The following is a 13,802-nucleotide window of genomic DNA, read 5'->3' on the forward strand; positions in this document are numbered from 1 at the left end:
TCCTTAGCTCAGTCGGTAGAGCATGCGGCTGTTAACCGCAGTGTCGTTGGTTCGAGTCCAACAGGGGGAGTTTTTTTGTTTCCTGTAAATGTAAAGTTTATGGGATTTTTTTATGCTTGATCTGTGACAGGATAAGGATGTAAAAACGTGCAGATATAAATAAGATATATTTATATCTGCACGTTTATTTTTGTAACTACAAATAGAAATATTGACTGTTAGAGATAATCAATAAATTTATAAAGCTATGACAGAGAAATTCTGGCTTATCGAATGAAATTAGTCATGATCTTCTGCTCTGTCTCCGGAGCGTCGATACCGGCCTTTTTACCGGCTTCAATACATTTTAACAGCCATGCCATGTTATTGCCTAACGTACGCATGATCTGGAGGCCTTCAGCGTCTTTTCTGACGTCATCCGGGGTATTGCCGTGAACCATTGTCCAGTAGTTTCCGGACACGACAGGCATCTGATGATAGGTAAAGTATTTGATCAGAACATCCAGAGTAGCAGTAGTACCGGCACGTCTTGCGGAAGCAACAGCTGCGGCAGGCTTGTGGATCATATCCTTTCCGGCCTTGGAAGCGAATTTATCCATGAATTCGATGATCTGTCCGGAAGGAGAAGCCCAGTAAACCGGAGAACCAACAATAAGGGCGTCAGCCTCTTTCATAATGGCAGCTGCGGCAGCAACGTTTTCCTGAGAAGGATCCCCGGCCTGGAAGATTTCTGCCTCCACACCGTTCTTCTTTAAGGTTTCTGCGATCTCTGTAAGAGCTGTATAAGTGCAGCCTTCTTTGCGAGGACTGCCGTTGAGTAATAAAACTTTCATTATTGTCATCCTTTCATATGATTTTTTAAGTCATCATACTTTCAATTATATACAGAGAAAAAATAATGTCAATGTTTGAAAAAAACAGAAAAAATTTTTCCGGGTAGGGTTTGAGAAAGGAAGTACAAACCCTTGGAAAGCCCATTTTATAAGGCTTTTCGGCCTGTTTTCCGGCTTTGTAAAAAAAATTGAAATTTTTCAAAAAAAAGCTTGCAATTATAAAAAAGGTATGGTATTATTTAACTCGTCGCTGAGGGAAATACAAAACAGCGAAACATAAAAAAGAAATATGGCTCCATGGTCAAGCGGTTAAGACACCGCCCTTTCACGGCGGTAACAGGGGTTCAAATCCCCTTGGAGTCACTTAAAACTAAACTGGATATTCATTGACTCGATTCAACATTTGGTGTTTAATACGCCGATGTGGCTCAATTGGCAGAGCAGCTGATTTGTAATCAGCAGGTTATCGGTTCGAGTCCGATCATCGGCTTTTTGGACCTTTAGCTCAGTTGGTTAGAGCAACCGGCTCATAACCGGTCGGTCCTGGGTTCGAGTCCCCGAAGGTCCATTTTAAAAGTTTTATATTTTGTATGGCCCAGTGGCTCAGTTGGTTAGAGCGCCGCCCTGTCACGGCGGAGGTCGAGAGTTCGAGTCTCTTCTGGGTCGTTCATATTTGGGGTCTTAGCTCAGCTGGGAGAGCATCTGCCTTACAAGCAGAGGGTCATAGGTTCGAGCCCTATAGGCCCCATTTTTGAACAAATTAATTGAATATGCGGGTATGGTGGAATAGGCAGACACAAGAGACTTAAAATCTCTCGGGGGCAACTCCGTGCCGGTTCAAGTCCGGCTACCCGCAGTATCAGTAAGATTCCTTTTTAGGGATCTTTTTTTGTATCATAAAATTAATTGATGAAAACGGGAAAATATTCCTAGCTTATTGGTAGGGATATTGACAAGGCTATTTTCCCATGATAGAATCCTGACAGTTGTAAAATAAATCGGACAGATATAAAAAATATATCCGTTGTCAGTATAAATATACATGGAAAGAATATAAGGAGAGGTCAGAAAATGCTGAATCAGTTTTCAAGAACAGAATTATTAATCGGAAAAGAAGGAATGGAAAAGCTGAAAAATTCCAGAGTCGCAGTATTCGGAATTGGCGGTGTTGGCGGATATACGGTGGAAGCACTGGTCAGAAGTGGCGTAGGTACCCTGGATCTCATTGATGATGATAAAGTATGCCTCACCAATATCAATCGCCAGATTTACGCAACAAGAAAGACCGTAGGGAAATATAAAGTTGACGTGGCCAGAGAACGTATTCTTGAAATTAATCCGGATGCAGTTGTAAATATCCACAAAACATTTTATGTGCCGGAGACAGCAGATTCCTTTGATTTTTCCCAGTATGATTATGTAGTCGATGCAATCGACACTGTAACCGGAAAGCTGATGCTCGTAGAGCAGGCAAAGGCTTCAGGAACACCGATCATCAGCTCTATGGGGGCCGGAAATAAGATGGATCCAACAGGTTTTATAGTGACAGATATTTATAAAACGTCCGTCTGTCCCCTTGCAAAGGTCATGCGCCGTGAACTGAAAAAAAGAGGAATCAAAAAACTGAAGGTGGTTTACTCACAGGAGAAGCCAATGACTCCAATTGATGATATGGCGATCAGCTGCAAGTCTCATTGCATCTGTCCTCCGGGAACAGAAAGAAAATGTACTCAGAGACGTCAGGTACCGGGAAGTAATGCCTTTGTGCCTTCCGTAGTGGGACTGATCATTGCCGGTGAGGTTGTAAAGGATCTTATTAAATAAAAATTGGATCATTCTGTGTTACTGAGAACGGAATGAACAGTAACCATTCTGTAAGAACAGATATTGCATGTATACTTATATTGTGCAATATCTGTTTTTTTGTGATAAAATATTTTTTACAGATAGTTTTGTAAATAAAAGAGAAGGACAGATAAAGTATGGGGATCGTTGAAAAATTTATAAAAGAAGGACAGCTGACAAAGGAAGAATATCCGGAACTTCTGCACTTATACCAGGATCCGGATGCGGTTCGTCTGCTTCGGGAAGAGGCTGTCCGTATACAGAAAAAATATTTTGGAAATAAAATATATACAAGAGGTCTGATAGAATTTACCAATTACTGCAGAAATGACTGCTATTACTGCGGGATCCGCCGTTCTAACAGGAATGCCAGCCGTTACCGCCTTACGAAGGAGGAAATCCTGCAGTGCTGCGAGAATGGCTATGAGCTGGGATTTCGGACATTTGTGCTCCAGGGAGGGGAAGACCCATGGTTTAATGATGACCGGATGGTTGACATCATCCGGTCCATCAAACAGGGATATCCGGACTGTGCGATCACGCTGTCCATTGGGGAGAAATCAAAAGAAAGCTATCAGAGATTTAAAGATGCCGGAGCAGACCGCTATTTACTCCGTCATGAGACGGCCAGTGAGGAACATTATCGTTATCTTCATCCGGAGAGTTTAAGTCTTACAAACCGTAAACAGTGTCTTTATACCCTGAAGGAACTGGGATATCAGATAGGTGCCGGATTTATGGTAGGTGCGCCGGGACAGACGCTGGAGTATCTGGCGGAAGACCTTGTTTTTCTTAAAGACCTGAATCCGCATATGGTGGGGATCGGACCATTTGTCCCGCACCATGATACGAAATTTGCAGAGGAACCGGCAGGAAGTGTGGATCTGACACTGTTTCTGCTGTCTGTCATCCGGATCCTGCTTCCACAGGTACTTCTTCCGGCAACCACAGCACTGGGGACCCTGGACCCCAGAGGCAGGGAAAAGGGTTTTCAGGCGGGTGCAAATGTAGTAATGCCCAATCTTTCTCCGGTGAAGAACCGTAAACAGTATGAGCTTTATGATAACAAGATCTGTACAGGCGAGGAAGCAGCAGAGTGCAGAGGGTGCCTTACCAGACGTGTGGAGTCTGTAGGCTATGAAATCGTTACAGACCGTGGAGATTCCCCGATGACAGATTGACACGGGGTACAAAATACTTTCTTTTTTCAGTGATTTAAGGTAAAATACCAGTAAGATCAGATTGCTAAAAAAATAACAGCTGGTCAGAAATAAGCGGAATTTTCCTGCAAAGCGGAATGCAGGAAAAATGATGGAGTGCGTAAAATATGGAAAAATCAGAAAATGCTGTGCGGAGCAGACTTCTGGAAGCGGGGAAGGAAGAATTCAGAGACAGGGGATTTCTGAAGGCTTCTCTTCGTGCGATCTGCAAAAAAGCAGATGTGACTACGGGAGCGCTATATTTCTTTTTTGAAAGTAAAGCAGCTCTTTTTGAAGAAATCGTGGAAGAGACGGTAGAGGATCTGAAGCGGATCATGGGAGACTTTACGGATCAGGAAAAACAACTGCATCCGGAAGAATATGACAGGATACTTATGGAATTTATCTGGGAAAACAGGGACATCGCAAAAATCCTCATAGATGGAGCTGAAGGTACCAGATATGTGAATTTCCGTGAGGATGCCTGTACGAAAATGGAGCAGATCCTTAATGAACGTTTTCAAAAGAAATGTGGACAAGAAGTTGATCACGAGCTGGTACATATCCTGGTACAGATGAAATTTCAGGGATATTGTGAACTGCTCCGGGGAAACTGCTCCAGGGAAAAACTCCTGGAAATTTCCAGAATTCTGCAGATATGTTCCAGCCAGTGCCTTCTGGCAATTGAGGCAGAACTAAACAGAAAGCATTAAAAACCATTGCTCATTCTCCTAAAGTATGTTATGATTAACTTGGTTAGTTTTAACAAACCGAGGGAGGTGTAAATAACGTGAGATCAAATGAATCATCTGAAGATTATTTGGAAACAATCCTGATCCTTGGAAACAGGAGCTCTCTTGTAAGAGCTGTGGATATCGCGGCAGAGATGGGCTTTAAGAAACCGAGTGTCAGTGTTGCCATGAAGAATCTTCGCCAGAAAAATCTCATCACAGTAGCCGACAACGGAGATATCCGTCTGACAGAGGACGGACATAAGATTGCCGATAAGGTATATGAACGTCATCAGCTGATCTCTTCCTGGCTGATGATACTGGGAGTCCAGGAAAAAACAGCGATTCATGATGCCTGCAGGATCGAGCACATAATCAGTGAGGAGAGCTTTCAGGCATTGAAAAAGGCAGTTTATGAGCTGAGGGAGCAGCAAGCTGTGCTCCATGGAGAAACTGCGGATCAGGTTTGATCCCTGCAGCAGAAGCTATCAGGAATTGACAACTGAAAAAATAAGAATATAATGGAAATCCAGGTTATGAAATGGAGGATACCAAAAGATGAAATTACTTTTTATACGACATGGAGACCCGGATTACACAATAGATTCCCTGACCGAAAAGGGCTGGAAGGAAGCGGAATTTCTTTCTGAAAAGATCGCAGCTCTTGATGTCAGGGATTTTTATGTTTCTCCGCTTGGAAGAGCAAAGGATACCGCATCCTGCACACTGAAGAAAAACGGAAGAACAGCTACAGAATGCAAGTGGCTGAGAGAATTCGACGTAAAGATCAGAAGACCGGATCTTCATGGGGAAAAGATCATTCCCTGGGACTGGCTTCCCCAGGACTGGACGAAGATTGAAAATTTCTACAGCTTTGACCGTTGGTGGGATAATGACATCCTGCGAGAGGGAAAAATGAAAGAAGAGTATGACTGGGTCACACAGAATTTTGATAAAGTTCTGGCAGAGCATGGCTATGTGCGGGAAGGACATTATTACAGAGCAGAAAAAGCCAATGAAGATACGCTTGTGTTTTTCTGCCATTTCGGTGTAAGCTGTGTACTCATCAGCTATCTTCTCAGTATCTCTCCGCTGGTGATGCTGCAGAATTTCTGTGCGGCGCCGTCATCGGTGAGTACCATTGTTACAGAGGAGAGGCGAAAAGGGATCGCGTCCTTCCGTATGAGCTCTTTTGGAGACATTTCTCATTTGTATGCGCATCAGGAGCCGCCGGCTTTTGCTGCCAGATTCTGTGAGACATATGATAACAAAGAGCAGAGACACGACTAAAAAGCGAAAGAAACGGCTGTAATATTTCGGTTTTTTCCGGAAGACCATGGTAAATAATGATCAGCAGGATTATTTTGGAAAATGATTAGACTTCGTTAATAAATTTTATAAATTTATTAGAAATTGTACAAATTTCTCTCACATTTATCCTGTATGATATAAACATCTTAAGAGAACAGAAGCTCTTAAGAAAAACTCTTTCCTTTCCCTAAAATATGTATGAAGATAAACCACCGTTCCATTGGCAAGACAGAGCCGACAGGACGGTGGTTTTGCATTGCAGAAAAAAACTGCCGAATGACAGAGGAGATAAAGATTTCCAATGTTTATCGGCAGCGTTTTTTTGTTGTTTGAGATTTATTGGATATACAGCTTCAGGCACAGCTACGGCCTACGATAGCGGTTAAAGCAGGAATATATTTCCTGGATCCTGGGCATGGCATAACCGCATGGAATATAAGAGCCTTCCGAGAAGAAGGACAATCCCTGCCTTTTCAGCTGAGTATCCAGATAAGTGATGATCTCCGGCAGAGTACGTTTTCCGTCAATAAGATGTTCGCAGGCATATTTCAGAAGCAACGCCAGGGATGCAGTTTGCTCGGAGTCGATCAGCTGCTCCACATAGCGGAGATCCACTTCGGTTTTTCCAAGAGAAAAGCCATCTTTGCCGTGAACCTTGGTTTTCGGTCTTTCCGGCTGTCCGGGACGGCTGTGGCGGGATGGAGCCACTTTGGTCCTGGTCATGATGCGATGGCTTTCCGGAAGGCGGAATGCAGGGGCCTCAATGTCTGAGAGAGGATATTCCTGACAGAGCTTTTTGGTGACTGCTGTGATGTCCACCGGATGATAATTATCCATCTGGATCACAGTATCCGCAATATGGAAAAAAGCTCCGGAGCTTCCGGCAACCAGGATAGTGGAGATTCCTGCCTTTTCATAGAGATCCCGGGCACGTTCCAGAAATGGAGTGATGGGCTCCTTTTCCCGGCAGATCACTCGCTGCATGAAGGAATCACGGACCATAAAGTTGGTGGCAGAGGTATCCTCGTCAAGGAGAAAGACTTTACTTCCTGCCTCCATACTTTCCACGATACCGGCAGCCTGTGAAGTGCTGCCGCTGGCATCCTCTGTAGAAAAGCAGAGGGTGTCTTTTTTATTTGGAAGATCGTTGATAAAAAGAGAAATGTCCACATCTTTGATAAAACGGCCGTCCTCAGAGCGAAGCTTCTGGGCAGAAGGATCGGTAATGACATATTCCCGGCCATCGCCGGAAATGTGATCGTAAATTCCCAGCTCCAGTGCGTTAAGTAAGGTGGATTTGCCATGGTAGCCGCCACCTACGATCAAGGTGATGCCGCAGGGAATGCCCATGCCTGTTATGGTTCCTCTGTGGGGCAGCTCCATGGAAACCCTCAGGCTTTCCGGAGAAACAAAAGGAACAGAGTTTTTCATCGGGCGTGAAGAGATGCCGCTTTCCCTGGGGAGGATAGCGCCGTCACTGACAAAGGCAGCCAGAGAACGTTTTTTCAGCTCCTGACGGATAAATACCTGATCTTCGGCAAGGCAGATGGCTTTTCTCAGCGCTTCCGGGTCAAGATTCCGGTAAAAAAATGCCTTGTGAATACAGACCGGAAGAAAATCGAAGAGGATTTTTTCCAGTTCGGGAGAGTTGATGGTTCTGCCATTGGCCGGGAAACCGATGAAAAAACGGGCAGTGATGCCTTTTTCCGTTATTTCACAGGCGGTACGTGCAAGAACCTCCTGACCACAGTGGCTTACTGAGATCAGGCCGCTTTTTCCGGATCCTTTTGCACGGAAGGTATAACGGTTTACCTGCTGTTCAAACTGGCGGTTCAGAAAGTCTCCCAGTGTGATGCGGGTCAGGGAATCCTTATAATATTCTGCCGGAAATCCGGTGTCTCGGTGGGAAAGCTTCACACTGATGTGAGAGGGAGAGGCAAAAGGATCCCCCTGCACGTGGTCAATGGACAAAATATAACGGTCAAACTGGTATGCACCCCGCAGAGACTTGTATGCAGGATAGCTTTTGCGGTTGATGCTGTGAAGAAGCTCTTTTAGCTGAGCAGATGCTTGCATGTTGTTTCCTCCTTTGCCCTGTTGGAGCATACAGGTAAAGTCTACGGTGAAACAGAAAGCTTTCCGTGTGTGAGATACCTGAAAATTTTGGATACAGGGCCAATTCTTAAGAACTACTATAACGAATCATAAAGATTTTGTAAAGAATGGGAATTGCGGTGGAAATTCGTAAATGTTTGACCTATAATAGTAGACAGATTGCAGATAATATGATGAGAAACGGCAGCTGCCGGAAGCTATAAAGAAAGGTGGACCACTAAAATGGAAAGAAGAAATGCGTGGCTTTCTTATAAGGAAGCAGAAGAGACAGAAATGGAGAAGCTTGCGAAGGCTTACAGAGAATTTTTGGATAAAGGAAAAACGGAACGGGAATGTGTTGCAGAAATCGTGAAGGAAGCAGAGGCTGCCGGATATGAATCTCTTGAGTCGAAGCTTGAAAAAGGCGAGAAGATCAAGGCCGGTGACAAGGTTTATGCGGTAGGGATGAAGAAGATCGTTGCTCTGTTTCATGTAGGAACGGAAGAGCTTTCCGGAGGTATGAGCATTCTCTGTGCACATATCGATTCTCCGCGACTGGATGTCAAGCAGAATCCTCTGTATGAGGATACGGATCTGGCTTATCTGGATACCCATTATTATGGTGGTGTAAAGAAATACCAGTGGGTGACACTGCCTCTTGCCATGCATGGTGTTGTTGCAAAGAAGGACGGAAGCATTGTGGAGATCAGCATTGGTGAGGATGCGGAAGATCCGGTACTTTACATCACAGATCTTCTGATCCATCTTTCCGGAAAACAGCTCCAGAAAAAGGCAGCAGAGGTTATTGAGGGTGAGATGCTGGATATCCTGATCGGCAGCAGACCTCTTGCAGAGCTTCCGGATGATTCCAAAAAGGATGCGGTAAAACAGAATGTGCTGAAGATTTTAAATGAGAAGTATGGTATTGAGGAAGAGGACTTTCTCTCAGCGGAGCTGGAGATCGTTCCGGCAGGAAAGGCAAGAGACTGTGGACTTGACCGCAGCATGATCGCAGCATATGGACAGGATGATCGTGTATGCGCTTACACATCCCTTGCGGCAATGCTGGAGATGGAGGAGACACCGAAGCGTACCGGCTGCTGTCTCCTTGTAGATAAGGAAGAGATCGGAAGCGTTGGTGCCACAGGCATGCAGTCCAGATTTTTTGAGAACAGCGTGGCAGAGCTTCTGGACGGAATGGGCTGCTATTCCGAGCTTGCATTAAGAAGAGCTCTCCGTAATTCCAGCATGCTTTCTTCCGATGTAAGTGCCGGCTATGATCCGGCCTATGGTGAGGCTTTTGAGAAAAAGAATGCAGCATATCTTGGACGTGGTATCGTTCTTAACAAGTTCACCGGAGCAAGAGGAAAATCCGGTTCCAACGATGCCAATGCAGAGTACGTTGCAAGAGTTCGCAGGATTTTTGATGATCACAATGTTGCTTTCCAGACAGCAGAGCTTGGAAAGGTTGATTTTGGCGGAGGCGGAACCATCGCTTATATTGCGGCACTTTACGGAATGGAGGTTATCGACAGTGGCGTGGCAGTGCTGAGTATGCATGCTCCGTGGGAGGTTACCAGCAAGGCAGATGTATATGAGGCATACAAGGCATATAAGGCGTTTTTACTTGATGCATAAACAGATGTATAAATGTGTGTCAGTTCTGAAGACATTCAGGTAATCTTTTCGTTACAGATCAATGAGCGGGGTTTTCCCGGAAATGGCAGAGCAGTCTGCCTGCTGCTGTTTTGGCTTGGAGCGTTCCGACAAGAAACAGCAGTATCCCCTGCAGACTTCGCTCTGTATTTTTAACCTGATCAGGGAAGCTCTCTGTTTCAATGGCGAAAAGCAATAAGCAGAGGAGGGGCTTGCCTGGGACTGATTTACTTTACAAGGAGTAATTTTATTATGGAAGATGCATTGGTACGGGTAGTAGATCTGTGCAAGGTTTACAATCCCGGAGAAAATGAGGTGCGGGCGCTGGATCATGTGAACCTGGAGATCTATAAGGGGGAATTTGTGGCTATTATCGGACAGTCCGGTTCCGGAAAATCCACCTTTATGAACATGCTGGGCTGTCTGGATGTCCCCACCTCCGGGAAATATTATCTGAATGGAACAGATGTATCCACAATGAAGGATAACGATCTCTCGGTGGTACGAAATAAGGAGATTGGTTTTATCTTTCAGGGCTTTAATCTGATTGCAAATCTTACGGCTCTGGAAAACGTGGAGCTTCCTCTGATCTACCGCGGGATTGACCGGAAAACAAGAAGAAAGCTTGCTGTGGAATCTCTTAAAAAAGTCGGACTTGAGAAACGTATGGATCATAAGCCGAATGAAATGTCAGGGGGACAGCAGCAGCGTGTGGCTATTGCCAGAGCTATCGCAGCCAGGCCGCCGGTGATCCTGGCGGACGAACCAACGGGAAATCTGGACTCTGCATCCAGCAGGGAAATTATGGAGATCCTGAAGGGAATGCACAGATCAGGAGAAACCTTGATCCTGATCACTCATGATAATGGGATCGCGGCTCAGGCCAGACGTGTGGTCCGGATCCTGGATGGAAAAATTGAATCAGATACGATCAATGAGGAATTTGTCGAGGAGGCTTAAGAATGAAAAAAGGGAAAAAGATTGTGATCGGTGTGGCAGCAGTGGCTGTTGTGGCAGGCGGTATTTACGCAGTAGCGGGAGGAAGCCGCGGTGAGACACAGATTCCTCAGGTTTCAGTTACAAAGGCGGAAACCGGAGATGTGGAAGAAATCGTGGACGCAACCGGAACGGTGGTCAGTGATGAACAGAAAACTTTTTATTCACCGGTAAACGCGCAGATAAAAAACGTATCTTTTGCAGAAGGTGATTCTGTCTCAAAGGGCACAAAACTTGTGGAATTTGAGTTGAAAGATCTGGAGAGAGATAATCAGAAGGCAGAATTGAATGTGAAATCCGGAGAGTATGATTACAAAAATTCCATCAATAAATCCGATGAGGCACAGCAGAAACAGAATGACGCCAAATCAAAAGTTTCCAGTCTGGAACAGCAGGTGAAAGATAAGCAGAACTATCTGGCATCACTGAAATCTCAGCTGGCATCTGTACAGGCGCAGGCAGCAGCAGACGCACAGGCCCAGGCTCAGGCGGAAGCCCAGGCAAAAGCCGATGCTCAGGCAGCCCAGGAGGCAGAAATCCAGAGAGCATATGCGGCAGCGCTTACTACATATCAGAATGAAACGCTTCCTCAGTATCAGAAAGAACTGGGCGAGCTGAATGCTGCCTATATTAAGGCGCAGAGCGAGTATAACCAGGCGGATAATAATTACCAGATGGCTTTTGCCCAGTGGCAGGCAGACCAGAGTGATGAGAACGCTCAGGCACTGGATGAAGCGGAGAGTACAAGAAGCCAGGCTGAGATCGACTGTCAGGTGGCGAAAGAAGCTTACGAGGATAAAAAGGCGGCTCAGCCGAAAATGCCGGAATATTCGGATTACAGCAGTGCAGGAGGGGAAGATTTTGTTACAGACGGAACACAGGACGATGGACAGGATCTGACAGACCAGGGAAGTGTATCCGCTGCTTCCACAGGTTCATCTGTGGATACTTCAGGAATTGATAATGCCATTGAGCAGGCAAGTTCTGATCTGGCAGATCTTCAGTCTGATCTTGCGACACAGAAATCCATTGCAGAGGCAGATTCCACCAGCCTTACAAAGGAGGAAAAAGAGAAGCTGCGTGTCAGCAATAATCTTACAGAACTGGATGCCAAATCCGCAAAAGAACTTGTTGAAGAAGGAAAAAAAGGCATCACGGCAGATTTTAATGGCGTTATTTCCAAGTCTGCAGTGCAGCAGGGCGCGGCAGTGACACAGGGAATGGAACTTTTTACCCTGCAGAATACAGATAAAGTCAGCGTGGATATCAATGTATCCAAGTATGATTATGCAAAGGTAAAAGAAGGCCAGACTGCGGATATCACCATTGGTGATAAGAAATATACCGGTAAAGTGACAAAGATCAGCCACATTGCGACAACCAATGAGAAAGGTTCTACTCTGATCGCAGCTACCGTCAGCATTGACAAACCTGATAAAGATATTTTCCTCGGTGTTGACGCAAAGGTGAAGATCTATGCGGAAAAGGCTGAAGATGTAGTTACGCTTCCGGCAGGTGTGGTAAATATCGGTAAAGATGGTTCTTTCTGCTATGTGCTGAAAGATGGTGTGATCACAAAACAGGATATCACAACGGGAATCAGCTCCGAGGATTTTGTTGAAATTACAGATGGAATCAGGGCAGGAGACGAGGTCATCGAGGATCTGGGTTCCCTGGAAGAGGGAATGACCGCAGAGGCAGCGCCAGCGGATGTTGACAGTGCAGCAGAGACAGGGGAGACTGCCAATGAGTAATATTTATGAATATATCAAAATGGCGATCCACAATATTATGGCCAATAAGGGAAGATCGTTTCTTACCATGCTGGGTATCATCATCGGTATCGCGTCGGTGATCGCCATTGTTTCCATTGGTGAGGGAACCAAGAATCAGATGAACAGTGAGATCAATGATATCGGCGGCGGTCAGATCGCGGTTTACTGCAGCGATGATGCCACTGCAGATAATGTCTGGATCCAGCCGGAGGATATTGATGCAGTCCGGGAACTGGATGGCGTGGAAGGTGTCAATGTTTCAGATTCCTATATCGGTGAGACTGTAACCGGAAAAGGTGATTTTAATCTGACTGTGACCGGGGAGGCCCAGGATGCCAAGCTGGTGGACAATGCTTCTATGAAGTACGGAAGCTATTTCGGGCAGAAAGAGGTGGAAGAGGGAAAAAATGTCTGCGTAATCTCCGATGCTGATGCGAAGCGGCTTTTTGGAACGGACGATGTAGTGGGAATGACTCTGGATGTCACCTGCTATGATCTGACCAAAACGTTCCGCATCTGCGGAGTTACCGCACAGAAGGAGAACGGCACTTTTGTTAGCTATACCTATGATGGCATGCCTGTGTCCATTAACGTGCCTTATACGGCCATGGATGACTTTACAGGAAGTACCGGTGAGTTTTATCAGATCACAGTCCAGGCAGATAAAAATCTGGATTCCCAGGTGGTGGCAGATAAGATCGTAAATCTTCTGGAGAGACGCCATCAGTGTGCCGGAGACGATTATTTCCAGGTACAGAGCTTCCAGGATATCATGAAATCCATGAACCAGATGCTTGGAATGGTCACCGCATTTATTTCTTTTGTTGCGGGAATTTCCCTTTTGGTAGGCGGTATTGGTGTTATGAATATCATGCTGGTGTCCGTCACAGAGCGTACTAGGGAGATCGGCATCCGTAAATCCCTTGGGGCAAAGACTTCTTCCATTATGCTTCAGTTCCTTGCTGAGGCAGCGATCCTGACCATCATGGGTGGCCTGATCGGCATTGTGCTTGGCATCGCAGGGGGTCATGTGATCTGTGCGGTGATCGGAAACAGTATGGGAACCACCATCACACCAGGGATCAGTCTGGGAACCATCCTGGCGGCAACATTATTCTCCTGTGCAGTAGGTGTATTCTTCGGAATCTATCCGGCAAGAAAAGCAGCCAAACTCAGTCCTATCGAGGCACTCAGAAGAAACTAGAAAACTGTTGCTTTGGCATCAAAAATAGCAATAAAAAATATTTTTAAAAAAAATCAAAAAAAGTTTCAAAAAACCCTTGACATTTTATAGGTCTTAGAGTATCATACATATTGTTGCAGCGGTGATACGAAATATCACAAAGGAAAAGCAACAAAGAT

11 protein-coding genes and 7 tRNA genes are annotated in these 13,802 nt (G+C 45.4%); 16 read left to right on the forward strand and 2 right to left on the reverse strand.

Translation table 11 applies throughout. The features are described from left to right. Window positions 1-70, forward strand: a tRNA-Asn gene (locus ABCM67_RS13165). A 196-nt stretch (window positions 71-266) separates the two neighbouring features. Here the strand turns inward: ABCM67_RS13165 and ABCM67_RS13170 are convergent. Further along, window positions 267-833: a flavodoxin family protein gene (locus ABCM67_RS13170; RefSeq protein WP_059086184.1), complete on the reverse strand. Its 567-nt coding sequence runs from the start codon at window positions 831-833 to the stop codon at window positions 267-269. 291 nt (window positions 834-1,124) lie between these two features. Here ABCM67_RS13170 and ABCM67_RS13175 point away from each other — a divergent pair. From ABCM67_RS13175 to ABCM67_RS13225, 11 genes are all read left to right on the forward strand, one after another. Then, window positions 1,125-1,196 (forward strand) — tRNA-Glu (locus ABCM67_RS13175). A gap of 54 nt (window positions 1,197-1,250) precedes the next feature. Beyond that, window positions 1,251-1,323 (forward strand) — tRNA-Thr (locus ABCM67_RS13180). Window positions 1,324-1,327: 4 nt separating this feature from the next. Beyond that, window positions 1,328-1,401, forward strand: a tRNA-Ile gene (locus ABCM67_RS13185). A gap of 24 nt (window positions 1,402-1,425) precedes the next feature. Further along, window positions 1,426-1,499, forward strand: a tRNA-Asp gene (locus tag ABCM67_RS13190). A gap of 9 nt (window positions 1,500-1,508) precedes the next feature. Then, window positions 1,509-1,581: transfer RNA gene (locus ABCM67_RS13195), tRNA-Val, on the forward strand. A 24-nt stretch (window positions 1,582-1,605) separates the two neighbouring features. Further along, a tRNA-Leu gene (locus ABCM67_RS13200) sits at window positions 1,606-1,689 on the forward strand. A gap of 215 nt (window positions 1,690-1,904) precedes the next feature. Next, window positions 1,905-2,657: a tRNA threonylcarbamoyladenosine dehydratase gene (locus tag ABCM67_RS13205; RefSeq protein ID WP_059086183.1), complete on the forward strand. Its 753-nt coding sequence runs from the start codon at window positions 1,905-1,907 to the stop codon at window positions 2,655-2,657. Between the two features lie 158 nt (window positions 2,658-2,815). Next, a complete protein-coding gene (hydE, locus tag ABCM67_RS13210; protein WP_015527487.1) occupies window positions 2,816-3,859 on the forward strand; it encodes a [FeFe] hydrogenase H-cluster radical SAM maturase HydE in 1,044 nt (347 codons plus the stop codon). A gap of 146 nt (window positions 3,860-4,005) precedes the next feature. Continuing rightward, entirely contained in the window at window positions 4,006-4,590 is a 585-nt protein-coding gene (locus tag ABCM67_RS13215) for a TetR/AcrR family transcriptional regulator (RefSeq protein ID WP_147602812.1), read from the forward strand. Window positions 4,591-4,667: 77 nt separating this feature from the next. Next, complete coding sequence (locus ABCM67_RS13220; RefSeq protein ID WP_021650250.1) at window positions 4,668-5,078, forward strand: metal-dependent transcriptional regulator; 411 nt, start codon at window positions 4,668-4,670, stop codon at window positions 5,076-5,078. A gap of 88 nt (window positions 5,079-5,166) precedes the next feature. Further along, window positions 5,167-5,898 carry a histidine phosphatase family protein gene (locus ABCM67_RS13225; RefSeq protein ID WP_021650251.1) on the forward strand — a complete coding sequence of 244 codons (732 nt, stop codon included), beginning with the start codon at window positions 5,167-5,169 and terminating at the stop codon, window positions 5,896-5,898. A 384-nt stretch (window positions 5,899-6,282) separates the two neighbouring features. On the opposite strand, the gene ABCM67_RS13230 is transcribed toward ABCM67_RS13225, so the two are convergent. Beyond that, on the reverse strand, window positions 6,283-7,995 hold the full coding sequence (locus tag ABCM67_RS13230) for an ABC-ATPase domain-containing protein (RefSeq protein ID WP_147602813.1): 1,713 nt from the start codon (window positions 7,993-7,995) through the stop codon (window positions 6,283-6,285). Window positions 7,996-8,256: 261 nt separating this feature from the next. Here ABCM67_RS13230 and ABCM67_RS13235 point away from each other — a divergent pair, with 261 nt between their 5' ends. The 4 genes from ABCM67_RS13235 to ABCM67_RS13250 all read left to right on the forward strand — a co-directional run bounded on the left by ABCM67_RS13235 (window position 8,257) and on the right by ABCM67_RS13250 (window position 13,644). After that, window positions 8,257-9,651, forward strand: a complete 1,395-nt coding sequence (locus ABCM67_RS13235) for an aminopeptidase (RefSeq protein WP_022427054.1) — start codon at window positions 8,257-8,259, stop codon at window positions 9,649-9,651. A gap of 270 nt (window positions 9,652-9,921) precedes the next feature. After that, window positions 9,922-10,629 (forward strand): ABC transporter ATP-binding protein, encoded by a 708-nt coding sequence (locus ABCM67_RS13240; protein ID WP_118752929.1) that lies wholly within the window; start codon window positions 9,922-9,924, stop codon window positions 10,627-10,629. A gap of 2 nt (window positions 10,630-10,631) precedes the next feature. After that, window positions 10,632-12,419, forward strand: a complete 1,788-nt coding sequence (locus ABCM67_RS13245; protein WP_118752928.1) for an efflux RND transporter periplasmic adaptor subunit — start codon at window positions 10,632-10,634, stop codon at window positions 12,417-12,419. After that, entirely contained in the window at window positions 12,412-13,644 is a 1,233-nt protein-coding gene (locus ABCM67_RS13250) for an ABC transporter permease (RefSeq protein WP_118752927.1), read from the forward strand. Before ABCM67_RS13245 ends, ABCM67_RS13250 begins: the two co-directional genes overlap by 8 nt. Window positions 13,645-13,802 lie beyond the last annotated feature (158 nt).

Origin of the sequence: Blautia sp. 2227st1_G12_2227SCRN_220401 (genome assembly GCF_039062885.1) — a bacterium.
Classification (GTDB): Bacteria; Bacillota; Clostridia; order Lachnospirales; family Lachnospiraceae; genus Blautia_A; species Blautia_A fusiformis.

Excerpts from the sequence above, each read along its gene's own strand:
- ABCM67_RS13250 (WP_118752927.1), top strand. The coding sequence starts at position 12,412 with ATGAGTAATATTTATGAATATATCAAAATGGCGATCCACAATATTATG.
- ABCM67_RS13245 (WP_118752928.1), top strand. The coding sequence starts at position 10,632 with ATGAAAAAAGGGAAAAAGATTGTGATCGGTGTGGCAGCAGTGGCTGTT.
- ABCM67_RS13215 (WP_147602812.1), top strand. The coding sequence starts at position 4,006 with ATGGAAAAATCAGAAAATGCTGTGCGGAGCAGACTTCTGGAAGCGGGG.
- ABCM67_RS13235 (WP_022427054.1), top strand. The coding sequence starts at position 8,257 with ATGGAAAGAAGAAATGCGTGGCTTTCTTATAAGGAAGCAGAAGAGACA.
- ABCM67_RS13225 (WP_021650251.1), top strand. The coding sequence starts at position 5,167 with ATGAAATTACTTTTTATACGACATGGAGACCCGGATTACACAATAGAT.
- ABCM67_RS13170 (WP_059086184.1), bottom strand. The coding sequence starts at position 833 with ATGAAAGTTTTATTACTCAACGGCAGTCCTCGCAAAGAAGGCTGCACT.
- ABCM67_RS13205 (WP_059086183.1), top strand. The coding sequence starts at position 1,905 with ATGCTGAATCAGTTTTCAAGAACAGAATTATTAATCGGAAAAGAAGGA.
- ABCM67_RS13240 (WP_118752929.1), top strand. The coding sequence starts at position 9,922 with ATGGAAGATGCATTGGTACGGGTAGTAGATCTGTGCAAGGTTTACAAT.
- hydE (WP_015527487.1), top strand. The coding sequence starts at position 2,816 with ATGGGGATCGTTGAAAAATTTATAAAAGAAGGACAGCTGACAAAGGAA.
- ABCM67_RS13230 (WP_147602813.1), bottom strand. The coding sequence starts at position 7,995 with ATGCAAGCATCTGCTCAGCTAAAAGAGCTTCTTCACAGCATCAACCGC.